The sequence below is a fragment of the Burkholderia sp. 9775_39 genome, assembly GCF_015712225.1.
Classification (GTDB): Bacteria; Pseudomonadota; Gammaproteobacteria; order Burkholderiales; family Burkholderiaceae; genus Burkholderia; species Burkholderia cenocepacia.
Map to the genome: position 1 here is coordinate 79,012 of NZ_JACCQC010000026.1, position 23,380 is coordinate 102,391.

The window sequence follows — 23,380 nt, forward strand, 5'->3', positions numbered from 1 at the left end:
AGACGGGTCTTATTACCGAACGCCAAACCCAAAAATAGGACTGGGACTACAAACGTGACGAAGCACGCGTTCGGCTCCCGTTGTATCGCACAGTGCGATCGATTCGGACTGGTCTTATTCAGTTGCCGGATGCGGATCCATACAGTGGATGTCAAGCCGGCGCCACGCTGCTTGTACCCCACACACAAGCCGCCGGCGCCTCACGACGAACCCGCCACCGGCCGCTGCCTCGACAGGCGGCCGGCCCTTCGGAGCCCCGACATGCAGATCACGCCCCACGACACGCCCACGCTCGACCACACCGACGACACGATGCTCGCCACGCCGGCCGATGCCGCCTCGCTCGATATCGACGACGACGCCGTGGCCACCGCCACGCAAACGCTGATCGATCGCGGTGACACCGCACGCGCCGCCCGACTGGCCGCCGCGCATTGGGACCTGCGCCCGAAATCGCCCGCAGCGGCATTCAACTGCGGCTACGCGATGCAGATGGCGGGACGTCACGCGGATGCGATCGCGCCCTATCGCCGCACGCTCGAACTCGCGCCTGCGTGGCCGTCGCTGAAGAACAATCTCGCGCTCGCGATCCGCCTCACGGGCGGCGATCCCGAGGTGGAATTCGCGCTCATCGAAGGCGCGCTCGACGACGACCCGGGCGACGCACGCGCGTGGACCAATGCGGTCATCACGCGCATCGACCGTTTCGATCTCGACGGCGCACTGCGCGCAGCCACCCGCGCGGTCACGCTGGCGCCCGACAGCGCGCTGGCCGTCAACAACGCGGCGACGGCCATGAAGGAAGCGCAATGGTGGGGCCAGGCCGAACAACACGCGCAACGCGCCGTCGAACTCGCGCCGCACAACCTGACCTATCGCCACAACCTGTCGCTGCTCCAGCTCGCGCGCGGCGATTTCGCGGCGGGCTGGGCCAACTACGAAGCGCGCTGGGAGGGCTCGGCCGAGCTGCGCGGCAACCTGCCGGCGTTTGCCGGCCCGCGCTGGCGCGGCGAGTCGCTGAAAGGCAAGACGCTGCTCCTGTGGGGAGAACAGGGCCTCGGCGACGCGCTGCAGTTCTGCCGCTACGTGCCGCTGCTCGCGGAACGCGTGCATCGCGAAGGCGGCCGGATCGTATGGAATGCGTTTCCTGTGATGGGCGACCTGTTCGGGCGCAGCCTGGCGCGGCACGTCGACGTGTTCGACACCAGCATGCGCATCGAGGATCTGCCCGCGTTCGACGTCGAGCTGCCGCTGATGAGCATTCCGGGCATGCTCGGCCTCGACGGCGATGCGCTCGCCACGACGGCGCCATACCTCCACGCCGATGCGGCCGCCACCGACGCGTGGCGCACGGCGCTCGCGGGCGAACGGCGGCTGAAGGTCGGTCTCGCGTGGACCGGCAGCCTCTCGCACCAGCGCAACCGCTTTCGCCGCGTGGGCCTTGAGCGTTATGCCGAAGCATTCGGCCACCTGCAGCAGAACGTCGCGTTCTACTCGCTGCAACCGGGCGCGCAGCACGACATCGAAGCCGCCCGCTCGGCAGGCTTCGTCGTGAACGACTGCACACGCGACTGGCGAACGATCGACGACACCGCCGCCTTCGTCGGCGCGCTCGATCTCGTGATCACCGTCTGCACGTCGGCCGCGCACCTGAGCGGCGCGCTCGGCCAGCGCACGTGGGTACTGCTCGACGCGAACCCGCACTGGGTCTGGCAGCACGATCGCCGCGACAGCCTGTTCTACCCGAGTGCATCGCTGTATCGGCAGAAGACGTTCGCGGACTGGCAGCCGGTCATGGACGCCGTCGCCGCCGATCTTCGCCACCTGGCCGGCTGACGGTCGCCCCCGACAGGAGATTCGTGATGGACTACAACCTCTGCATCGTCCGCCCGCGCGGCTACGCGCACGCCGGCGCCTTCACCGAACTCGCCGAAGTGATCGCGTACGGGCTCGAGGATCTCGGCCACGCGGTTCACTTCAACGAGAACAGCATGATGTCCGACGCACGGAACATCCTGATCGGCTGCCATCTCGCCGATCCGCGCGTGACCGAGCATGTGCCGGACGACACGATCGTCGTCAACACCGAGCAGCTGCATGTCGACGAGCAAGCGTGGAACCAGAACATCTATCGCTGGGCGTCGCGATACGAAACCTGGGATTACAGCGCACGCAACCTCGCGAAACTGCGCGGCCTCGGCATCGGGCATGCGCGCTATCTGAAGCTTGGCTTCCATCCGAAGCTGCGGCGCATTCCGGATGACGTCGAGCAGGATATCGACGTGCTGTTCTACGGCACGATCGGCCCGCGCCGCGCGGCGATCCTCGATGCGTTGCAGGCGTGCGGGCTGAACGTCGGAATCGTCAGCGGCGGCATCTACGGCGCCGAACGCGACGCCTTCATCGCGCGGGCGAAGGTCGTGCTGAACCTGCATCACTACGCGTCGCATATTTTTGAAGTCGTGCGCGCGTTCTATCTGATGACGAACGGCAAGGCGATCGTCGGCGAGGTGTCGCCGACGACGTCGGTCGATCCCGATTACGCCACCGGTTTCCGCGCGGCGCCGTATGACGGACTGGTGGATGCCTGCGTCCAGCTGGTGCACGATACCGCGCAGCGCCGCCGGCTCGAAGCGGCCGCGCTGGATACGATCGGACGGATACCGCAGGCGAAGTCGCTCGCGCCGCTGCTGTCGTGGGAGCCGGTGGCGGCATGACGGTGCGGCGGCGAGGCGACCACGCCGCCGTTACGCCTTCTTCTTCCCCCTCAACACGAACGCCGCCGCCGTACACCCGATCATCGCGATTCCCGCGATCAGGAACGTATCGCTGTACGCCATCAGCAGCGCCTCGCGCATCACCCGCTGGTTCACGAGCCCGAGCGCCAGCTCCTGCACGCCGGAGATCGACCCGCCGGGCAGCACGTCCGCGCGCGGCGCATGCACGCGGGAAAGCAGCCGCGCAAGCATCGCCATGCGCTCCTGGAACGCTTCGGAGAACGGCGTGACCGCCTCGCCGATGCGCATCGCGTGCAGCTTCTGCCGCTCGACGACGATCTGGCTCATCACCGCGATGCCGATCGCGCCGCCGACGTTGCGGACCATGTTGAACACGCCGGACGCGGAGCCGAGCTGCGCCTTCTCGATCCCGTCGACGGCCATCACGGCCAGCGCGATCACGACGAACGACTGCCCGATCCCGCGCACGATCAGCGACGGGACGATCACGTTCGACGCCGCATCGGCGTCGAGATGGATGTTCATCAGGCAGCCGGCCGCGACCAGCACGAAGCCGAGCACGATCGTCGTGCGCGGGCTGGTGCGGCGCATCAGCGGCGGCGTCAGGAACGACATCGCGAACTGCACGAGCCCGTACGGAATCATCGCGAGGCCGATGTCGCGCGCGCTGTAGCCGTGCAGCTCGGCAAAGTAGTTCGGCACGAGGAACACCACGCCGAACACCACCGCGCCGAACAGGAACTGCATCAGGCTCGCGATCCCGAAGTTGTACTGGCCGAGCAGCCGCAGGTTGATGAACGGCTCCTTGCGCCGCAGCTCGATCGCGACGAACGCCGCCAGCCCGAGCGCCGCGACGATCGACAGCTCGACGATCAGATCCGACGCGAACCAGTCCTTGCGCCCGCCTTCCTCCAGCACGATCTGCAGCGCGCTCAGGCCGACCGCCATCGTCGCGATGCCGAACCAGTCGGCCCGCCTGAGCATCCCGAGCTGCACCGGCACGGGCCGGATCGCCCAGCCGATCGCCGCGACCAGCGCGATCGCCGGTGGAATCTGCAGATAGAAGATCCAGCGCCACGAATACATGTCCGTCAGCCACCCGCCGACCGACGGCCCCGCCGCCTGCGCGACGTTGTTCGCGATCGCGAACAGCGCCATCCCGAGCGGATGTTTCGACGGCGGCAATTCGGTGACGATCAGCTGGAACGACAGCGGGATCAGCACGCCGCCGAACGCGCCCTGCAGCGCCCGCGCGATGATCATCGTCGAGATGCTCGGCGCGACCGAGCACGCGAGCGAGAACGCGAGAAAGCCGGTCGCGCCGACCAGCAGCACGCGTCGCGCGGAAAACACCTGCACGAGCCAGCCGGTGAGCGGAATCACGACGATCTCCGCGACCAGGTACGCGGTGGTGATCCACGAGCCTTCCTCGAAGCTCGCGCCGAGCGAGCCGCGGATGTCGGGCAGCGACGCATTGGTCACGTGCACGTTCATGCCGGCCATGAAACAGCCGAACACGCCGCCGAGCACGGCGACCCACGCGCGCAGCGAAACGGTGTCTTCGTGCGCGGCCTGCGCGGTCGTCGTGCTCACGTGCCGGCCCCCTGCGTGCCGCGCGTGTCGACGCGCGCGATCACCGACATCCCGGGCCGCAGCACGACGCCGGCCGGCGGCGCATCGACGCGGATCTTCACCGGGATGCGCTGCACGATCTTCGTGAAGTTGCCGGTCGCGTTGTCAGGAGGCAGCAGCGCGAACTGCGCGCCCGAGCCCGGCGCGAGGCCGATCACGCGGCCGTGCAGCGTATGGCCCGAATAGGTGTCGACGTCGATCTGGACGGGCTGGCCGTCGTGCATCGCGCCCAACTGCGTTTCCTTGAAGTTCGCCACCACGTACACGTCGCTCAGCGGCACCACCGCGAGCAGCGGCATCCCGACTTCGACGTACTGGCCCGCCCGTACCGCGCGCTGGCCGACGCTGCCGTCGCGCGTCGCGCGGATCACCGTGTGGTCGAGATCGAGCTGCGCGAGCGCCAGCTTCGCCTGGGCGGCTGCAAGCCGGGCGCGCGCCTGCGCGATCGCCGCAGTGCTCTGTTCACGCCGGCGCTGCAGCACGGTCTGCTGGTCGGTCTGCACCCGCACGGCCGCGCCGGCGCGGGTCAGTTCGGCGCGCGCCTTCAATGCGTCCGCGTGGGCCTGCTCCCAGCGCTGTCCGCTCGCGGCGGATTCGGCCAGCAGTTGCTTGTAGCGCGTCGCATCGGCGTCGCGCCGCGCGGCTTCGGCGCGCGCGGCGGCCGCATCGGCGTCGGCCTGCGCGATCTGGCTGCGCTGCTGGCCGATCTGCGCGTCAAGCGTCGCGGCCGCCGCCTGCTCGGCCTGCAGCGTCGCGTCGGCCGCCGCGACGGCGGCCTGCGCATCGTCGACCTTCGCGCGATAGTCGCGGTCGTCGAGCCGCACGAGCACGTCGCCGCGCTTCACCGGCTGGTTGTCGTCGACGGCGACCTGCGTGACGTAACCCGACACGCGGGAGCTGACGGTCACGACGTCGGCGCGGACATACGCGTCGTCGGTGCTTTCGATGAAACGGCCGACGGTCCACCAGTGCCAGCCGAACACGGCGAGCGCGATGACGGCGAGCACGACGCCCGCGGCGATCAGTTGGCGCCGGGAGAACCGGGCGGTTTTGGCTTTTTCGGGTACGGCAGTCGTGCTCATGATCGGAATGATGAGTTGGCGTGCAAGAGAACGGACAGGGACACTGCGAACGCGGCCGGCTACGGTTGCCAGCCGCCTCCGAGCGCCTTGAACACGGCGACCTGGTCGAGCGAGACCTGCTGCGTCGACTCGGCCAGCGCCGAATCGACCGCGACGAGGCTGCGCTGCGCGTCGAGCACGCCGAGGAAATCGAGTGCGCCGGCCTCGTAGTTCAGCTCGGCGAGGCGATAGGCGCGCGCATGCTCGGCGCGCGCGGTTTCGAGCGCGGCGCGGCGGCGCCACGCGGCGCCGTAGCGAGCCAGCGCCTGCTCGGTTTCCTTCAGCGCGCGCAGCACCTGCGCATCGAATTGCGCACGGGCGAGCGTGTCGTCGGCGCGGGCCTGCGCGAGCCGCGCGCGGCTCGCCGCCATGTTCGGAAAGCGCCACGTGATCAGCGGGCCGACGCCCCACGCGATCGCGTACTTGTCGCCGAGCGTCGACGGATCGCCGCCGGTCGACAGCCAGTTCACCGAGCCGCCGAGCGAAATCGACGGATACAGCTCGGCCGTCGCCACGCCGATCCGCGCATTCGCGGCGGCCAGCTGGCGCTCGCTCTCGCGCAGGTCCGGGCGGCGGCGCAGCAGCGACGCGCCGTCGCCGACCGGGAACGGCCGTGCCAGCACGGGCGCGGTGCGGCAATGCGCGGCGGCGGCGGGCAGCGCACCGGGCGCGCGCCCGGTCAGTACCGCCAGTTCGTACAGCGCCGCGCGCCGCGAGCCGACGAGCGCCGGCAAATCGGCGCGCGTGTCGTCGGCGAACGCGCGCGAGCGCGCCACTTCGAGGTCGGACACGAGCCCGTGCGCGCGCTGCTTCGCGGTCAGCGCGGCCAGCCGGTCCGCGATGCCGACCGACTGCTCGGCCACGTCGATCCGCTCGCCGTACGCGCACACCTGCGCATACGCGGCCGTCGTCTCGGCGGCCACCACGACGCGCATCGCATCGGACGCGGCCTGCACCGCGTCCGCATCCGCCTGCGCGGCATCGACCAGATGGCGCACGCGGCCCCACAGATCGACTTCCCACGACAGCGAGAACGACGGCGCGAAACCCCAGCGCGTCCGCGCATCGGTGTCCTTGGCCGCCGCGACGATCTGGTCGGGCGCGTGCTTGCCGTAGTCGACGCCGAAGCCGGCCGTCGTGTCGGGCAGCCGCGCGGCGCCGGCCTCGTCGAACACGGCACGCGCACGCTCGACCCGTGCGACGGCCGCCGCGAGATCGCGGTTCTGCGCGAGCGCATCACGCACGAGACCGTCGAGCACGGGATCGTCGTAGAGGCGCCACCAGCGTTGCGGCGGTTCGCCGGCCGCCGCGGCCGGCACGTCGGCCACCGCGTCGAACGGCCCGGTGCGCGTTGCGTCGGACACCGGCGGCCGGTACGGCTCGCCGACCGAACACGCGGCCAGCGCGGCCGAGGCCAGCAGCACGGCCGCACAGGTAGCGCGCCGAACGCGCGGCGCGCGGGCATCGACGGCGGGAGAAACGGGCGAAGCGGACGGAAGGGACGGAACGCGCATCGGGTGGCAAGGAGGTCGAACAAACGATGGGCTTATGGTAATTTCGACCTATGCGGTCGATCTCGCGCGTAAAGCGCATTCGTCGTCGAGAAAAGGACAATCCCGATCAATTGGAAAATTTCTTCATCGCACTCGAGCGCCAGGCGCGCGACAAGCAGATCGCCGTCGTCGCCTCCGACTCGCCGGCGGGCATGGCGTACCCGCCGCATTCGCACCGTCAGGGCCAGCTGATCCACGCGATTTCCGGCGTGATGATCGTGCACGCGGACGCGGGCAGCTGGGTCGTGCCGACGGGCCGCGCGGTGTGGGTGCCGGGCGGCACGCAGCACGAGATCCGCTCGGCCGGCGACGTGCAGATGCGCACCGTGTTCGTCGGTCCCGAAGTGCGGCCGAGCCTGCCGGCCGAATGCCGCGTGATCGAGGTCGGCACGCTGCTGCGCGAACTGATCGTGACGGCCTGCGACCTGCCCGCCGACTACGACCTGTCGCACCGCGCGGGCCGCGTGCTCGCGCTGATCCTCGACGAGATCGAGATCGCGCCGTCGCTGTCGCTGCACGTGCCGATGCCGCGCCATCCCGCGCTCGTCGCGCTGTGCACGCGGCTCATCAACGACCCGTCGTCGGCCGTCACGCTGCAGGCTTGGGCGCGCGACGCGCACATGAACGAGCGCACGCTCGCCCGCGCGTTCAAGCGCGAAACGGGCATGACGCACGGCGCATGGTGCCGCCACGCGCGGCTGCTGTTGAGCCTGCCGCGCCTCGCCGCCGGCACGCCGATCCTCGAACTCGCGCTCGAACACGGCTACGACAGCCCCAGCGCGTTCGCGGCGATGTTCCGCAAGGCGCTCGGCGTCGCGCCGAGCGAATACTTCCGGCGGCGCTGATCCGCGTCGATTGTCCGTTTTGCGACGATCGATCGCTGATGCGCGCGCGCGGCGTGCCGCGGCCGTCGCTACAGTAGCGGCATTGCCATACGGCCAGCCGGAGGTTTCGTTATCCCGATGGATCTGATTCAAAGCATGCAGGCGTTCGTCACGCTCGCGGACGCGGGCACCTTCACCGAGACCGGCAAACGGCTCGGCATCACGACCGCGCACGTCAGCCGGCTCGTCGCGTCGCTCGAGCATCGTCTCGGCATCCGGTTGCTGAACCGCACGACGCGCTCGATGTGCCTGACCGAAGCGGGCGAGCGCTATCTCGCTCGCGCCCGCGACATCACGCTGGCCGTCGATGCGAGCGAGCGCGAGGCGCGCGACGCGCGCGTGCATCCGCACGGCCGGCTGCGCGCGCATTGCAGCGCCAGCATCGCGAACCATTTCGTGATTCCGCTGATCGGGCAATTCCAGGCGCGCTACCCGGACGTCAGCGTCGACCTGACGCTCGCGCCGCACCTGCCGAAACTGGTGCGCGACAGCTACGACGTCGCGGTGATCGCGATGCCGAGCCTGCCGAGTTCCGAGCAGGTCGCGATCGACGTCGGCCGGATCCGCAGCGTGCTGTGCGCGTCGCCCGCGTATCTCGATGCGCACGGCATGCCCGATTCGCCGGGCGCGCTGGTTCACCATCGCTGCGTGCAACTGGTCGCGCCCGCGTATCACGAGCGCATCTGGACGCTGTGGAACGGTGCGGAAGCGCAGACCGTGGACGTGGATCCGTCGATGACGGCCGACGTCGCCGCGTCGCTCGCGATCGCGGTGCGCGAAGGCGCGGGAATTGGCTTGCTGCCGGACTTCGTCGCCGCGGCCGACCTGCGCTCGGGCGCGCTGGTGCGCGTGCTGCCCGACTACCAGGCGGAAGAAATCGGCGTGTTTCTGGTGTACGCGTCGCGCCAGCATCTCGATGCGAAAACGCGTGCATGGGTCGACTTCATGAAGGCCGCGCTGCGCGATGCGTTCGCCCAGGTCCACGACGACGCATGCGCATCACCGGCGGGGAAAAAAAGCCACGCGCCGGGCAAGGCCGGCGCGTGGGCCGGCGCCGCCGCATAGCGGCACGGCGCCGGCGGGCGATGCACGGTTACTGCGGCTTGAACAGCGCGCGCAGGTTCGTCATCGCCATGTCGAGAAAGCCGGTGACGAACGCGTCGAATTCCGGCTGGCGCGCGGCGCCGCCGTGCGACGGTTCGCCGGCGATGTCCCACGTCACCGTGCAGGCGTGGTCGCCGCGCGGTTCGACGCGCATCAGCGCCCACAGATTGCCGATGTCGAACGACGTATGGATCAGGCTCCACGTCATCACCATCGCTTCGTCGTCGTGGCTGTTGAGCTGTTCGACGACGACGTTGCCGTCCGCGAAATGCTTGATGCGCAGCGAGCGCACGCCTTCGCCGATCATGTCGGTATGGTCGAGCCCCGTGATGAAGCGCGAGAAGCCGGCGAAATCGCCGACCACGCGCCACGCATCGCGCGCCGGCACGTCGAGATCGGCCGAGCCGGACAGGATCGGCGTTTGCGGCGCATAGACGAGCGTGGACGGACGGGGTTGCGTTGCAGTACGTTGCAGCATGATGCCTCCTTGATGAATGATGCGATGACAGCGATTGATCAAACGGGGTACGTCTTCACCACGCGGGTTCGGGCTCGGCGTCGCGGCGGGCGTCGTTCGCGCGCGGCGCCGGCTCGGGCGGCGGCGGCATGAAGCCGCATTCGGCGAGATAGCCGAAATGCGCATCGAGCAGCGCGTCGTCCTTGTCCGGATACGTGACGCCGAGCCGGCGCAGCGTCGCCTCGGTGCGCGCGTGATCGATCACGGCCATGTCGCCGATATCGTCCTGCCGGTCGTCGAGATAGAACGCGACGACGTCGAACAACGCATTCGATTCGTCGATCGACAACAGCCGCTCGCGCCAGACCTCGGGCGCCTCGAATCGCAGCGGATAGCCGCGCCGCGCGAGTGCGCGCAGGTAGCCGGCCCAGTCGAGCGGACGCGGGTTGTGCAGATGGAACACGCGCTCGGTGCGCGCACCGTCGAGCGTGCACGCGACGATTGCCCGCGCCAGGTAGTCGACCGGGCTCAGGTCGAACAGCCCGCCCTCGCTCGCGAGCGGCGCGCAGCCGAGCTGCACCGCGCCCTTGAGCAGCAGCAGGATGCGGTTGCGTCCCGGCTGGCACAGCCCCGTGCGCGAATGGCCCGTGATGTTGCCGGGCCGCAGGATCGTCGTGTCGATCCCGCGCGCAGCCGCTTCGGCAACGAGATGCTCGGACACCCACTTCGTCAGGTTGTAGCCGTTGTTGACGAAGGCAGGGCCGGCCTCCGACGGGGCCGCCTCGATCAGGCGGCCCGTCGGGCCCGTCGCGCTCGCCGCGGATAGCGTCGATACGAAATGCAGCGCCTTGCGGCGGCCGCTGCAGCACAGGCGGAGCAGTTCGAGCGTCGAGCCGACGTTCTCCGCGTGCAGGTACGGGTAGTCGTACACGTGGTTCACGTGTGCGCCGTTGTGATGAATCGCGCCGACCTCGGCCGCGAGCGTCTGCCACACCGCATCCGACAGCCCGAGGCGCGGCGCGCCGAGATCGCCGCGCAGCACCCGCACGCGCGGATGCCCGCACAGATGGCCGAGCCCGTTGACGAACGCCGCTTCGTCGAGCCGCCGGCGCGCGCTCGCATCGTCATCGCCGCGCACGACGCAGTAGACGATCTGGTTCGTGCGGCTGATCAGTTCGCTGAGGATGAAGCTGCCCAGGAAACCGTTCGCGCCGGTCAGCAGCACCGCGCCGGGGCCGTCGCCCGCCGGCTGGCCGGCCGGCAGTCGCACGTCGTCGGGCAGGCGGCGATCGTCGTGCACGCGCGCCGGCACGTTCGCGCCGCGCTCGCCCGTTTCGTCGGTCAGCAGCGCCGCGAGCGCGGCGATGGTGGGCCGCTCCATGAAACGCGCGAGCGCCGCGTTGCCGCCCAGCTCGCGCTTCACCGCCAGCATCAGCCGCGACACCAGCAACGAATGGCCGCCCAGTTCGAAGAACGACGCGTCGCGACCGATCTCGTCCGGCGCGAGTTCGAGCAGCGTCGCCCACATCGCGGCGAGACGAAGCTCCAGCGCGCCACGCGGTGCGTCGCGCGTGTCGCTCCCCGCACGCGACACCGGCAGGCGCGCGAGTGCGGCGCGGTCGATCTTGCCGTTCGGCGTCGCGGGCAATACGTCGAGCGCCGTGATGCCGTACGGCACCATGTAGTCGGGCAGCGTGGCGGCCAGCACGGCGCGCAGCGCGTCGGGCGTCGCCGCCGCGTCGACCGGCTTCGCGGCGAACAGGCGGATGCGCTTGCGCTCGTCGGGCACCACCGCGCACTGGCGGTACAGCCCCGCGGTCAGCGCGGCCGTCTCGATCTCGCCCGGCTCGACGCGAAAACCGCGAATCTTCAGTTGCGCGTCGCGGCGGCCCACGTAACGCAGCGTGCCGTCCGGCTCCCAGCTCGCGATGTCGCCGGTCCGGTACATCGTCGCGCCGGGCGCACCGTACGGATCGGCGACGAAACGCTCGGCGCTCAGGTCGGGCCGGCCGAGATAGCCGAGCCCGACGCCCGCGCCGGCGATGCACAGCTCGCCTTCCTCGCCGGTGAGCGTCGGACGGCCGTCGGCCGCGAGCACATGGCAGCGCGCGTTCGCGATCGGCCGGCCAATGCGCCGGTTGCTGTCGCCGGCGCGCAGTTCGCCCGTCGTCGCGAGCACCGTGCATTCGGTCGGCCCGTAGATGTTGTGCAGCCGCCGGTTCGCGCTCCAGCGCGCGATCGTGTCGGGGTCGCACACGTCGCCGCCGGTGACGAGATGCGCGAGCGCGGGCCAGTCGCAATCCGGCAGCGCCGCGAGCAGCGCGGGCGGCAGGAACGCGTGCGTGATGCGCGCGTCGGCGACGAGCGTCGCGAGCGCGTCGAGTTCGCGGCGCTGCGCTTCGCTCGGCGCGACCAGCGTCGCACCGGCGAGCCAGGTCGGGAACATGTCGAGCAGCGACGCATCGAACGCGACCGTCGAGAACTGCAGCACGCGCGACGACGCATCGAGCGACACGTGCGCGCGATACCAGTGGCAGAACTGCACGATGTTCCGGTGCGACAGCATCACGCCCTTCGGCACGCCGGTCGAACCCGACGTGTAGATCGCGACCGCGCAGCGCGCATCGCGGTCCGCATCCCGTTCGAGCGGCCACTGGCCGGCCAGCGCATCGGGTGAGGCGTGCGCGTCCGCTTCCGCGTGCGCGCCGCAGTCGATCACGTCGAGGTCGAATCCGTCGAGCAGCGCCGGCTCGACCGCCCCGCCGACGACGAGCGCCTGCGCCCCCGATTCACGCAGGATCGTCCGGGCCCGTTCGGGCGGAAACGCCGTATCGAGCGGCACGCAGGTCGCGCCGGCGCCCAGCACACCGACGAGCGCCGGATACAGCGCGACGCCCTTGTCGAGCCGCACCGCGACCACGCGTGGCGCGGCCGGCCGCGCGGCGATGCGCGCGGCAACCTGGCGGGCGCGCGTGACCAGCTCGCGATAGGTCAGTTGGCCGTCGGCCGCGACGAGCGCGCAGGCGTCCGGCGCAGCGGCCGCCGCACGCGACACGAGTTCCGGCAGCGACGGCTCGCACGGCCATTCGGCCGCCGTGTCGTTCGACGCGTGCCAGCCGGCCAGCCGTTCGAGATCCAGCACGATGTCGGCCGGCCCGGGCGGCGTCGCGCGCGGCGCGTCGTTCGGGTCGCTCAGCTCGCGGGCGATCCCGCTCGCGACTTCGTGCATCAGATCGACCGCGCACGCGGCGATCTCGTCCGCGAGATCGGCGCCGTTGAGCGCCGCGCCGAACGCGAGCGTCGCGTCGGCCAGCACGCGCGTGTCGCCCGGCGCCGCGTCGGTCAGCCACGCGACGCGTACCTCGCGCGGCGGAAACGCATCGGCGACGATCTCGCAATGCAGCGGCCGTGCGTGCGCGCAGTGCACGGCGGGGTCCGGCGCGCCGCAGACGATCGACCACTCGGCCGCGTTGCGCAACGGTTCGGGCGCCGGCGCCGGCAGCAGCAGCGCATCGGCCGCGTCGCGCAACGGGCCGTCGCGTCCGTCGGCGATACAGACGGTATGACCGGTCGCCTCGAGTTCAGACGCCAGCCGTGCGGCGAGACGGGTCTGCCCGCCGATCGCAATGATGATCGCTTTCATCGACGTGACTCACAGGTAGTCGGACAAGGCCGCGCGGGTCGGCGCGTGATCGAGCAGGCCGCTCATCCGGAAGAACTGCCGGATGTTGACGATCATCGGATGCTGGCTCGTGATCGGATACGCGCCGACCATGTCGTCCGCGATCCGCGCGCGCTCGGCGGCCGGCAGGTCGAGCGCATCGATCAGGCGGCGATCGAACTGCAGTTGCAGGTCGGCGCTCAGGTATTCGCGCAGGAAGCACGGCAGCCCTTCGCCGAGCGCGAGCCGCGCGGGTTCGTCGATCTCCGACCAGTACAGCTTCACGAGATTGATCCAGAACGCCGAGTGACGGCCTTCGTCCGCGAGGTGATCGGCCATCACGCCCTTCACCGAGCGCTTGAGCGTCGCGTCGCGCGAGAACGCCGCGACTTCCGCCGTGACCGTGTTCTCGGAGATCGCGACGCACAGCAGCTCCATGCCGTCGCGATACTGCGCGCCGACCCGCTCGACCGCGCGCGGAATCGCCCGCGACAACTCGATCTCGCTGTTCGGCGGCAGCGGCGCGATGCCGGTGGCCTCCTCGACCTGCCGCAGGTAGTCCATCGCGACGTACGCGTGGTAGTCCTCGTCGATCACCACCGTCATCGCATCCTGCCGGCACGCGAACGGAAACGGATGCGCGAAGCGGCCGCGCGCGATCCGCAACGCGGTGGCGTTGACGATCTCCGTCTCGAAGATGATCACGTCCTGGATGTACTTGTAGAAGCTTTGCAGCAGGACGAAATCGCGCACCGCATCGCCCGCGTCGACGATCGCCGGGTGCGCGCACAGCGGCTGGCGTTCGAGCGGGTAGTAGCGCAGTTCGTCGTCCTCGACGATCCGCCGCGGGCGCGATCGCACGGTCGCGCGCGCCTCCCAGCGATCGACGTGGCTCACGTAGGTGACGGCGGTCGTCATCGCGTGTCCTCCGGGGAACCGTAGTAATGGATTTCGAGCAGCAGGCAGCCCGCGTCGCTGCGGAACGGGCCATGCGGCGTGCCGGCCGGACGCACGAAGTAGCTGCCTTCCCGATACGTCGCGCGATACTCGCGCGTCGCGACGTCGACCAGGCTCTGGTCGCCGTCGATCAGGTGCACTTCCTCGTGGTAGTCGTGCAGGAACGGCACGCGCGTGCCCGCGCCGGGATCGAACCGCACGATCCGGGTCCGGATGCCGCGCTTCGCGTGCTCGTCCAGCGTATCGACGAGCACGACCTGGTCGATGCCGTCGTCGAACGCCGCCGGGTGCTCCCACTCGAGCGCCGCGAAATCGACGATGCGCTCCGACAGCCCGCGCGCGTTCATGCCGGCACCACGTTGCGGGTCTGGCCGAGATGCGCGAGCAGCCCGTCCCACAGACGCATGCGCTCGTCGATCGCATCGAGCCCGGCCTGCAGCGCTTCCTCGAGCTTCGCCGCGTCGCCGTCGGCCGCCTCGCGGATCATCGCGCGCGCCGCCGGCCCGTGCTCGCCCGAATCCACTTCGATGTGGCGGTCGAGGTAATACACGAGCAGCGGGATCGACGAGCGCTCGATCTTCCATTCGTCGAGCAGCGTGCGGAACATGTCGGGAATCACGTTCTCGCGGCCGTAGAAGAAGTTGCCGAGCACCTGGTGCGTCGCGCCCGACGTGCACGCGGCCATCGTCGCCTCGACGAAGCGGATCACCGGCTCCGGCGCATCGACGGCCTTCAGCGCGGCCGACACCGAGAAGCCCGAGCGCACCAGCGACACCATTTCCTCGATGCGCGAGGTCGACGCGCCGACATCGCGCATCGCGTGCAGGTACAGGTCGTAGTGGCTCATGTGGCCGTTCGGCGTTTCGTCCGATTCCTCGCCGAGCACGATCTCGTTGATCAGGCGCGACGCGTTCGCGTTGCGCGGCGCGACCCACGGCACCGCGACGGTGGTCAGGTCCTGCTGCAGCCGCTTCACGAGCGACATGAAATCCCACACGGCGAATACGTGCCATTCCATGAACACGCGCAGCTCGTCGATGGTACGGATCGATCCGAACACCGGATGATGCGCGAGCCGCTCGTGCTGCTCGCCGATTTTTCGCTCCAGCCCTTCCAGTTGATTCACGGGACTCTCCTAGTAATGTCCGCTCGCGCCAGCCCACTGCGCCGGCTTCCGGCGCCGGAAACCGTTTCCGGCGAATTGCCTGCATGCCGTTTTCGGCTTGCGCAGCAATTTCAGGCGTCGATGCTAAATAAGCTGCCAATTTGCCGCCTATTCAAAACGGACATTCTCATATTCTTTCCGGACCAGACTACTCACCCATCCATCAGAGCCTTTACCGGTAAGGCTTTGACGCATTACCAACAAAACCGCATGGAATTGACAGCCGCAAATCGGGCTGTCTAGGATAAGAATTGCGATTCATCAAAAATGAAATGCACGATGCGAATATGTATTTTCATTAAACAAATACGCGCATTTAATTCATCCACCGGAATAAGCTTTCCAGGAGAAACGACGTGACCGATTCGACGCTTCAATTGCCGCTGTCCGCGCCGCAGCGGGATTTCTGGGAGGCCGCGCTCGCGTATCCCGTCCCGTCGACGCATATCTACGCGGCCGAGTATTTCGACATTCGCGGCGCGCTCGACACCGGTGCATTCGAACGCGCGCTGCGGCAGGTGATCCGCGAGGCGCAGACGCTGCACACGACGCGGATCGTGCTGGATGGCGACACGCCCGTGCGCGTGCTCGATGCTGCGCTCGCCGACGACTGGACGCTCGAACACGTCGACCTCGCCGGCACGAAAGACGCGCACGCCATCGCGCTCGCCGGCATGCGCGCACACTGCACGGGCGCGATCGAGCTGGCGCGCGGGCCGTTCTTCCGCCATACGCTGTACCGCATCGCGCCGGATCACTACTACTGGTATCACGGCTACGCGCACATCCTGGTCGACGGCTATTCGGGCAGCCTGATCGCCACGCGCGCCGCCGAGCTGTACAACGCATTCGCCTCGGGCGCCAAGGCGCCGCCTGCGCGCTTCGCGTCGCTCGCGGAGCTGCAACTGGACGAAGACGCGTACCGCGCGTCCGAACAGTTCGCGCACGATCGCCGCTACTGGCTCGAGCGCTTCGCGGACCAGCCGCGCACGGTCACGCTCGCCGGCCCCGCTCGCTTTCCCGAGCGCGACGACGGGCCCGACCTGCGCGAGACGCGCCTCGCCACCGCAACCGAAAGCGCACGCCTCGAGGCGGTCGCCAGGGATCTCTTCACGTCGACGGTGCCGCGGCTCGTCACCGCGCTGACCGCCGCGTACCTGTACCTGAACACCGGCGCGCACGACATCGTGCTGTCGGTCGCCGCGATGGCGCGCACGTCGGCGCGCGAGCGCCGCACGCCGGCGCAGTGCGCGAACATGCTGCCGCTGCGCCTGCACGTCGAGCCGGGCCACACGCTCGACGATCTGTGCCGCCAGGCGAACCGCGAGATGATCGCGCTGCGCCAGCACCAGCGCTACCGGATGGGCGACCTGCACCGCGAGCTGACGTCGCTCGACAACGGCCAGGGCGTGTTCGGCCCCGAGATCAACATCATGGCGTTCGACTACGACCTGCGGTTCGGCGACTGCGTGACGACGTCGCACAACCTGTCCGTCGGCACCACCGACGACCTGATGGTGAACCTGACCGACCGCCGCAACGGCGAGCCGCTGCGCTTCGACTTCGACGCGAGTCCGCAGTACTACAGCCGTGATGCGCTGAACGCCCACGTCGGCCAGTTCCTGACTGTCATGCGTGTCGCGCTCGACGAACCGTTCGCGACGCTCGGCGCGCTCGAGAGCCGGCTCGACTTTCAACCGGCGGCGCTCGCCGGCTGAGCGCCACCTGCGTCACCGTGTTGCCCCGTCAAACCGAATCACTACGGAGTCCTGTCATGTCCTATTCGGAATCGCGCTTCTGGCATCCCCGGCAACATCCGCTCGCCGCGTCGCGCCCGCCGGTCCGCATCACGCGCGGCGAAGGCTGCTATCTGTACGACGACACCGGCCGGCCGTATCTCGACGCAGTCGCGTCGCTGTTCAACGTGTACGTCGGCCACGGCCGGCGGGAAATCAAGGAAGCGATCATCCGGCAGCTCGACGAGCTCGAATATCACCCGGTGTTTGCCGGGTTCAGCCATCCGCGCGCGGAAGAACTGTCGGCGCGGCTGGTCGGCATGCTGCAGCCGGAAGACATGAGCCGCGTGATCTTCGGCTCCGGCGGCTCGGACGCGGTCGAGGCCGCGCTGATGATCGCGCGGCAGTACTGGAAGGTGTCCGGGCAGCCCGAGCGCACCAAGTTCATCGCGCTGCGCCAGGCCTATCACGGCTCGCACTTCGGCGGCAGCTCCGTCACGGGCAACACCGTCTACCGCCGCAACTACGAGCCGACGCTCGCCGGCTGCTTCCACGTCGAGACGCCGTGGATCTATCGCAACCCGTTCACGCACGACCCGGAAGAGCTCGGCCGCCTGTGCGCGTCGCTCGTCGAGCGCGAGATCCTGTTCCAGGGCCCCGATACCGTGGCCGCCTTCATCGCCGAACCGGTGCAGGCGACGGGCGGCATCATCGTGCCGCCCGCGAACTACTGGCCGCTGGTGCGCGAAGTGTGCGACCGCCACGGCGTGCTGCTGATCGCCGACGAGGTGGTGACCGGCTTCGGCCGGACCGGCGCGGCGTTCGGCAGCCGCGGCTGGGGCGTCGCGCCCGACATCATGTGCCTGGCGAAGGGCGTGTCGTCAGGGTATCTGCCGCTCGGCGCGACCGTCGTCAACCGTCGCATCGAGAACGCGTTCGCGTCCAACCCGGGCGGCATCGGCACGCTGATGCACGGCTACACCTACTCGGGCCACCCGATCGTCTGCGCGGCCGCGCTCGCGAACCTGCAGATCATCGTCGACGAGGATCTCGCCGGCAACGCGGCGCGCGAAGGCGCGTACCTGCTGGAACGGCTGCAGCCGCTGGTCGACCGCTATCCGGTGGTCGGCGACGTGCGCGGCAAGGGCCTGCTGGTCGGCATCGACCTCGTGAAGGACAAGGTCACGCGCGAATCGATCGATCCGTCGGACGGCTATGCGGCCGCACTGGCCGACGCGGCGCGCGATGCCGGCGTGCTGATCCGCTCGCTCGGCAACCGGCTCGCGATCGCGCCGCCGCTCGTGATCGGTCGCGAGGACGTCGACCGGATCGTGCATGCGATCGAGCATGCGTTCGAAGCGGTGCCGCGCTGGACCGCCCGCTGAACGCGGCAGCAGGGGCGGCAGTGGCGGCGGTCAGCGCGCCGCCGCTTCCGCCGCCGCGAGGTACTGGCTCGGCGTGACGCCGAACGCGCGCTTGAAGGTGGCCGCATAGGTGGTCGGGCTGCGATAGCCGACCTGGTGCGCGGCCTGCGTGACGGGCATGCCGCTCGCGAGCAGCGCGAGTGACATCGACAGCCGCAGTTGCTGGCGCCACGCGGCCACGCTCATGCCGGTCTCGCTGCGAAACAGGCGCGCCAGATGGCGCGCGCTCAGCGCGGCGTCGCGTGCGAGCGTGTCGAGCGGCAGTTCGCAGTGCGGCTCGCGCTGCAGTCGCTCGCACAGCTTCAGCAGACGCCGGTCGCGCGGCAGCGGCAACGTGAGCGGCGTCTGCGCGAGTTCGCTCAGTTCGTCGGCGAACAGGCGCACGAGCGGATCGTGGTCGACGCTGCAATCGAACGGATGCGACACGCGCGTGGCGAGCTCGCGCAGCAGCGGCGAGACGGTCATCGCGCACAGCGTGGCCGGCAGCCGCGCGCCGAGCGCGTCGCCGAGATAGAGCGAGCAGAGCTGGACGTCGTCGGCCACGCGCATCGCATGAACGGTGCGCGCCGGAATCCAGATCGCGCGCAGCGGCGGGGTGATCCAGCGCTGGCCTTCGACGTCGAGTACTAATACGCCGCGCGTCGTAAACAATAGTTGCCCGGCCTGATGCGCGTGCGGGGCATACTCGTGAGCAAGCGCGCGGGCGGGGGCCGACGCGCAGGGCGGTTCGATCGCGCGGATCCCGCCGAAGGCGAACGCGCGCGCACCGGCGCGCGCGAGGAGAGGCACGTCTTGAACGCTGGTCATGGTCGATCAGTCCTGATACGAAACCGGAGGGGTACCGCAACACGTGAAACGACGGGGGGACAGTGCCCGCGCAAGCGGGCCCGTCGTGCGAACAGCCGCCATTAAACCGGCGTCGGCTTCGCCTCAAAACTGTCCTTTTGAACAGGATACGCGCGGGCCGCAATGTACGGCCCGCCCACACCGACGAGGATCACCGATGGACCTGACAATACTGCACGACTGTTTCGACGCACTACAGCGCGCACCCACCGCGGAAGCCGCGTTCCCGCCGATTGCCGCCGCCGCGGCCGCGCTCGGATTCCGGTATTGCGTGTACGGCTTGCGCCGCACGCTGCCGCTCGCCCGGCCCGACATGCAGATCGTCGGCAATCATCCACGCGAATGGGAACACCGTTATGTGAAATTCGGCTACGTCACCATCGATCCGATCATCAAGCGGGTCGCGAGCCAGCCGCGGCCGGTCGTATGGAATGCGTTCGACGAATCGGGCGACACCGCGTTCTGGCACGACGCGGCGTGCTTCGGGATGCGTTACGGCTGGTCGCACGGCGGCTACGACCGGGCCGGCAACCTCGGCGTGCTGACGCTCGTGCGCGACACGACGCCGCTCGACGCGGACGAAATCTCGCGGTTGCGCGCACCCTGTGCGAGCCTCGCGCATGCGGCGCATGCGTACCTGATGCCGCGCCTCGCCGATCCGATCGCGCCGGTCGGCACCGGGCTGACGCTGCGCGAGCGCGAGGTACTGGCGTGGACGGCCGACGGCAAGACGGCCTACGAGATCGGGATGATCTTCGGGATCGCGGAGCGGACGGTGAAGTTCCACCTGCAGAACGCCGTCGTGAAGCTCGACGCGATGAACAAGACGCATGCGGCCACCAAGGCCGCCATGCTCGGGCTGCTGCCCTGACGGCGCGCACGCGCGCGCCGTGATCTGAAAGGAAAACCCGGGCGGGCTCTGCCGCCCGGGTTTCGACCCGATTATGCGACGGCCTGCACCGCCGGCTGTCCGGCAAAGAAGGTTGCCTGCACAACCTCATCCGCGCGCGCATACGCACGGTTCACGCCGCTGATCACCGCACGAATCGACGCGGTCGTCAGGTTCGCATCGACACCGACACCGAACGCGCTGCCGCGCACGCCCGTACCGGCCAGTTCGGCGATCGCGATCGCCTTCGCATCGGCGCCCTGCGACAGCGCGCGTTCCTCGTAATGCTGGATCCGCAGCGGCGTGTGCAATGCATGCATCAGCGCGTCGAGCGGGCCGTTGCCTTCGCCACGCAGCACGCGGCGCTCGCCGTGCACGTCGGCGGTCAGCACGATCGTCTCGCGGCCGTCGCGCTCGGTCAGCTCATGGCCGACATAACGCAGCGGCGTGTCGCTTTCGACGTATTCCTGCTGGAACAGCGCCCAGATCTGCGCGCTCGTCACCTCGTGCCCGCTCTCGTCGGTCAGGCGCTGCACGGCCGCGCTGAAATCGACCTGCATGCGGCGCGGCAACGCGACGCCGTAGCCCTGTTCGAGCAGGTATGCGATCCCGCCCTTGCCCGACTGGCTGTTCACGCGAATGATCGAATCGTACGTGCGGCCGAGGTCGTTCGGATCGATCGGCAGGTACGGGACTTCCCATACGGTGTCCGCGCGCTGAACCGCGAAGCCCTTCTTGATCGCGTCCTGGTGCGAGCCCGAGAACGCGGTGAACACGAGGTCGCCGACATACGGATGGCGCGGGTGGACCGGCAGCTGCGTGCACTCCTCGGACGTGCGCGCGACTTCGTTGATCTGCGAGAAATCGAGGCCCGGATCGACGCCCTGCGTGTACAGGTTCAGCGCGAGCGTCACGAGGTCGACGTTACCCGTGCGTTCGCCGTTGCCGAACAGGCAGCCCTCGATCCGGTCGGCGCCGGCCATCACCGCGAGCTCGGCCGCCGCGACCGCGGTGCCGCGGTCGTTGTGCGGGTGCACCGACAGGATCAGCGAGTCGCGGCGCGCGAGGTTGCGGTGCATCCACTCGATCTGGTCCGCGTAGTAATTCGGCGTGCCGATTTCCACCGTGGCCGGCAGGTTCACGATCGACTTGCGCTCGGGCGTCGGCTGCCACACGTCGAACACCGCGTCGCACACTTCCTTCGCGAAATCGAGTTCGGTCGCCGTAAACGTTTCCGGGCTGTACTGCAGCGTGAATTGCGTGTCGGTCGCCGCATCGGCGCATCGCTTGATCGTGCGCGCCGCGTTCACCGCCAGTTGCTTCACGCCGTCGCGATCGAGGCTGAACACGATCTTGCGGAATTCCGGCGCGGTCGCGTTGTACAGGTGCACGATCGCGCGCTTCGCGCCGCGCAGCGACGCGAAGGTGCGCTCGATCAGGTCGTCGCGCGCCTGCGTCAGCACTTCGATCGTCACGTCGTCGGGAATGTGGCCGCCCTCGATCAGTTCGCGGACGAAGTTGAAGTCGGTTTCGGACGCGGACGGGAACGCGACCTCGATCTCCTTGAAGCCGATCGCCACCAGCGTCTTGAACATCCGCATCTTGCGCGTGGCGTCCATCGGCTCGAACAGCGCCTGGTTGCCGTCGCGCAGGTCGGTGCTCATCCAGATCGGCGCCTGCGTGATCGTGCGCGACGGCCACGTGCGGTCGGGCAGGTTGACGGGCGTGAACGGTCGGTATTTCGTCGCGGGGTTCTTCAGCATCATGATGTCGGTCCTCGGTCTGTTTGTCGGTGAAGCGCGGCGCGGCAGCCATCGGCATCAGGAGCCGGCGACGTGCGCAGCGGTGAAAACGGCAAAAAAGCGGCACAACGGCAAAGCGGTACGGCAAACGACGGCCTTGGCGGTTGGGCGACCGGGACGGAGCGGAGTGGTGACGGAAGAAAGACGAACTCAGGCGCCGGTCGACAACCGGGGCCAGGTCGGTGATGCGGGGAAAATCTGGCGCTTCAGGAAAGAAGCAGATGGAAAGCGCGCAGCCGCAGACCCAGCCCGGAGAAACGGGCTAGTAGTCGTAGCGAGAAGAGGAACTGGGCGGCGTGCATGACCGGCATCAAATCACAGGGTGGCCACGGCTGTCAACCGGGCGCATTCATTCCGCGTCGTCCCCCGACACGCGCGTTGGCGCAGAATCAGTCCAGTCCGATAGGCGGCGGCTGGCCCCATCGATATGCTTCACGGGTGCGGCGCCGGTGAGGCCCTATTCATGTTCGGAGTGAGTCGGTCCATCCTCTTCGCCGGCGCCGCACACCCCTCCCTGCAATCGGGCTTCGGTGTGGGCGTTCGACGGTGGCCGGTGGGCGCGGCCACGACAGAGATGCTGATGTTGAAACGAAACGCTGCCATATGCGAACGCCGAGCGTCTGCTCCGAAGTCCGATTGCCCTCCGCCTCTCCCGCCCCGCTCGCGCATCGTTCAGGAAAACGATACACGCATCGATATAATTTCTCGAATATATCGAAATCCACTTCATTAATTACTTTTCGCTCAATCGATTGGCATTGCTTTTCGATTTACTGAACAATAGCCATTCACGTACGAATATTTTTTTATTTATTTTTCGTCATGCTCGGTACGTCGCGTTTCAAACGGCAAACGTTTGCGCGACGAGGCCCCTGGCCTTACCTAATAATCCACAGGAGAAAAGCATGGCTGATTCTCAAACGTCATCCAACCGCGCCGGCGAATTCTCAATTCCGCCGAATACCGATTTCCGCGCGATTTTCTTCGCGAATGCCGCCGAGCAACAGCACATCAAATTGTTCATCGGCGACAGCCAGGAACCCGCCGCGTATCACAAGCTGACGACGCGCGACGGCCCGCGCGAAGCCACGCTGAATTCCGGCAACGGCAAGATCCGTTTCGAAGTGTCGGTGAACGGCAAGCCGTCGGCGACCGACGCGCGCCTCGCGCCGATCAACGGCAAGAAATCGGACGGCTCGCCGTTCACGGTCAACTTCGGGATCGTCGTGTCGGAAGACGGCCACGACAGCGACTACAACGACGGGATCGTCGTGCTCCAGTGGCCGATCGGCTGACCTGACGCACATTCGACGACCGACCGCCGCCGGCCGCGCCGCGTCCGCGCCGGCCGGCGGTTTGCGCCCGGTACGGCGGCGCCTCGCCCCCGACCGGCCCCGCCCTCCCTCCGGAG

At 68.6% G+C, this 23,380-nt stretch carries 18 protein-coding genes; 8 read left to right on the forward strand and 10 right to left on the reverse strand.

The window, feature by feature from the left end; genetic code table 11:
* Positions 1-261: 261 nt before the first annotated feature.
* Both H0X90_RS28215 and H0X90_RS28220 read left to right on the forward strand, forming a co-directional pair.
* Positions 262-1,836, forward strand: coding sequence for a hypothetical protein (locus tag H0X90_RS28215; protein WP_077189899.1), 1,575 nt, complete (start codon positions 262-264; stop codon positions 1,834-1,836).
* 26 nt (positions 1,837-1,862) lie between these two features.
* Entirely contained in the window at positions 1,863-2,717 is an 855-nt protein-coding gene (locus H0X90_RS28220) for a hypothetical protein (protein ID WP_077189772.1), read from the forward strand.
* 30 nt (positions 2,718-2,747) lie between these two features.
* Here H0X90_RS28220 and H0X90_RS28225 read toward each other — a convergent pair whose 3' ends face one another.
* From H0X90_RS28225 to H0X90_RS28235, 3 genes are read right to left on the reverse strand one after another with little or no spacing between them, the layout of a single operon-like run.
* Complete coding sequence (locus tag H0X90_RS28225; RefSeq protein ID WP_077189773.1) at positions 2,748-4,331, reverse strand: DHA2 family efflux MFS transporter permease subunit; 1,584 nt, start codon at positions 4,329-4,331, stop codon at positions 2,748-2,750.
* Positions 4,328-5,452: an HlyD family secretion protein gene (locus tag H0X90_RS28230; RefSeq protein ID WP_012338921.1), complete on the reverse strand. Its 1,125-nt coding sequence runs from the start codon at positions 5,450-5,452 to the stop codon at positions 4,328-4,330. The genes H0X90_RS28225 and H0X90_RS28230 overlap by 4 nt, the downstream gene beginning before the upstream one ends.
* A gap of 59 nt (positions 5,453-5,511) precedes the next feature.
* Positions 5,512-6,915, reverse strand: a complete 1,404-nt coding sequence (locus tag H0X90_RS28235; RefSeq protein ID WP_227739724.1) for an efflux transporter outer membrane subunit — start codon at positions 6,913-6,915, stop codon at positions 5,512-5,514.
* Between the two features lie 200 nt (positions 6,916-7,115).
* Between H0X90_RS28235 and H0X90_RS28240 the strand changes: the two genes are divergently transcribed.
* Entirely contained in the window at positions 7,116-7,889 is a 774-nt protein-coding gene (locus tag H0X90_RS28240) for a helix-turn-helix domain-containing protein (RefSeq protein WP_027813636.1), read from the forward strand.
* Between the two features lie 117 nt (positions 7,890-8,006).
* The gene (locus tag H0X90_RS28245) at positions 8,007-8,993 is read left to right on the forward strand and encodes a LysR family transcriptional regulator (protein ID WP_069353110.1); all 987 of its coding nucleotides are present in this window, start codon (positions 8,007-8,009) and stop codon (positions 8,991-8,993) included.
* A 28-nt stretch (positions 8,994-9,021) separates the two neighbouring features.
* Here H0X90_RS28245 and H0X90_RS28250 read toward each other — a convergent pair whose 3' ends face one another.
* Genes H0X90_RS28250 through H0X90_RS28270 form a run of 5 tightly spaced genes read right to left on the reverse strand, consistent with a single transcriptional unit; the run spans position 9,022 to position 15,233 of the window.
* Positions 9,022-9,510 (reverse strand): SRPBCC family protein, encoded by a 489-nt coding sequence (locus H0X90_RS28250; protein ID WP_006491040.1) that lies wholly within the window; start codon positions 9,508-9,510, stop codon positions 9,022-9,024.
* 55 nt (positions 9,511-9,565) lie between these two features.
* On the reverse strand, positions 9,566-13,132 hold the full coding sequence (locus H0X90_RS28255; RefSeq protein ID WP_077189775.1) for an amino acid adenylation domain-containing protein: 3,567 nt from the start codon (positions 13,130-13,132) through the stop codon (positions 9,566-9,568).
* A 9-nt stretch (positions 13,133-13,141) separates the two neighbouring features.
* Positions 13,142-14,068 (reverse strand): diiron oxygenase, encoded by a 927-nt coding sequence (locus tag H0X90_RS28260; protein WP_006479989.1) that lies wholly within the window; start codon positions 14,066-14,068, stop codon positions 13,142-13,144.
* On the reverse strand, positions 14,065-14,454 hold the full coding sequence (locus tag H0X90_RS28265) for a hypothetical protein (RefSeq protein ID WP_006490841.1): 390 nt from the start codon (positions 14,452-14,454) through the stop codon (positions 14,065-14,067). Before H0X90_RS28265 ends, H0X90_RS28260 begins: the two co-directional genes overlap by 4 nt.
* A complete protein-coding gene (locus H0X90_RS28270) occupies positions 14,451-15,233 on the reverse strand; it encodes a DUF3050 domain-containing protein (protein ID WP_006479991.1) in 783 nt (260 codons plus the stop codon). The genes H0X90_RS28265 and H0X90_RS28270 overlap by 4 nt, the downstream gene beginning before the upstream one ends.
* A gap of 395 nt (positions 15,234-15,628) precedes the next feature.
* Here H0X90_RS28270 and H0X90_RS28275 point away from each other — a divergent pair, with 395 nt between their 5' ends.
* Positions 15,629-16,990 carry a condensation domain-containing protein gene (locus H0X90_RS28275; RefSeq protein WP_077189776.1) on the forward strand — a complete coding sequence of 454 codons (1,362 nt, stop codon included), beginning with the start codon at positions 15,629-15,631 and terminating at the stop codon, positions 16,988-16,990.
* Positions 16,991-17,046: 56 nt separating this feature from the next.
* Positions 17,047-18,393 (forward strand): aspartate aminotransferase family protein, encoded by a 1,347-nt coding sequence (locus tag H0X90_RS28280; protein ID WP_006490825.1) that lies wholly within the window; start codon positions 17,047-17,049, stop codon positions 18,391-18,393.
* 30 nt (positions 18,394-18,423) lie between these two features.
* Here H0X90_RS28280 and H0X90_RS28285 read toward each other — a convergent pair whose 3' ends face one another.
* On the reverse strand, positions 18,424-19,239 hold the full coding sequence (locus H0X90_RS28285) for a helix-turn-helix transcriptional regulator (RefSeq protein WP_006494483.1): 816 nt from the start codon (positions 19,237-19,239) through the stop codon (positions 18,424-18,426).
* A 196-nt stretch (positions 19,240-19,435) separates the two neighbouring features.
* On the opposite strand from H0X90_RS28285, the gene H0X90_RS28290 reads away from it, so the two are divergent.
* Positions 19,436-20,149, forward strand: a complete 714-nt coding sequence (locus H0X90_RS28290; RefSeq protein ID WP_077189777.1) for an autoinducer binding domain-containing protein — start codon at positions 19,436-19,438, stop codon at positions 20,147-20,149.
* Positions 20,150-20,220: 71 nt separating this feature from the next.
* On the opposite strand, the gene leuA is transcribed toward H0X90_RS28290, so the two are convergent.
* On the reverse strand, positions 20,221-21,930 hold the full coding sequence (gene leuA, locus H0X90_RS28295; RefSeq protein WP_171984153.1) for a 2-isopropylmalate synthase: 1,710 nt from the start codon (positions 21,928-21,930) through the stop codon (positions 20,221-20,223).
* Positions 21,931-22,874: 944 nt separating this feature from the next.
* Here leuA and H0X90_RS28300 point away from each other — a divergent pair.
* On the forward strand, positions 22,875-23,264 hold the full coding sequence (locus tag H0X90_RS28300) for a fucose-binding lectin II (RefSeq protein WP_006479996.1): 390 nt from the start codon (positions 22,875-22,877) through the stop codon (positions 23,262-23,264).
* Positions 23,265-23,380: the final 116 nt, after the last annotated feature.

Coding starts and splice junctions, on each gene's coding strand:
- H0X90_RS28215 (WP_077189899.1), top strand. CDS start 262: ATGCAGATCACGCCCCACGACACGCCCACGCTCGACCACACCGACGAC.
- H0X90_RS28220 (WP_077189772.1), top strand. CDS start 1,863: ATGGACTACAACCTCTGCATCGTCCGCCCGCGCGGCTACGCGCACGCC.
- H0X90_RS28230 (WP_012338921.1), bottom strand. CDS start 5,452: ATGAGCACGACTGCCGTACCCGAAAAAGCCAAAACCGCCCGGTTCTCC.
- H0X90_RS28245 (WP_069353110.1), top strand. CDS start 8,007: ATGGATCTGATTCAAAGCATGCAGGCGTTCGTCACGCTCGCGGACGCG.
- H0X90_RS28250 (WP_006491040.1), bottom strand. CDS start 9,510: ATGCTGCAACGTACTGCAACGCAACCCCGTCCGTCCACGCTCGTCTAT.
- H0X90_RS28255 (WP_077189775.1), bottom strand. CDS start 13,132: ATGAAAGCGATCATCATTGCGATCGGCGGGCAGACCCGTCTCGCCGCA.
- H0X90_RS28260 (WP_006479989.1), bottom strand. CDS start 14,068: ATGACGACCGCCGTCACCTACGTGAGCCACGTCGATCGCTGGGAGGCG.
- H0X90_RS28265 (WP_006490841.1), bottom strand. CDS start 14,454: ATGAACGCGCGCGGGCTGTCGGAGCGCATCGTCGATTTCGCGGCGCTC.
- H0X90_RS28280 (WP_006490825.1), top strand. CDS start 17,047: ATGTCCTATTCGGAATCGCGCTTCTGGCATCCCCGGCAACATCCGCTC.
- H0X90_RS28285 (WP_006494483.1), bottom strand. CDS start 19,239: ATGACCAGCGTTCAAGACGTGCCTCTCCTCGCGCGCGCCGGTGCGCGC.
- H0X90_RS28290 (WP_077189777.1), top strand. CDS start 19,436: ATGGACCTGACAATACTGCACGACTGTTTCGACGCACTACAGCGCGCA.
- leuA (WP_171984153.1), bottom strand. CDS start 21,930: ATGCTGAAGAACCCCGCGACGAAATACCGACCGTTCACGCCCGTCAAC.
- H0X90_RS28300 (WP_006479996.1), top strand. CDS start 22,875: ATGGCTGATTCTCAAACGTCATCCAACCGCGCCGGCGAATTCTCAATT.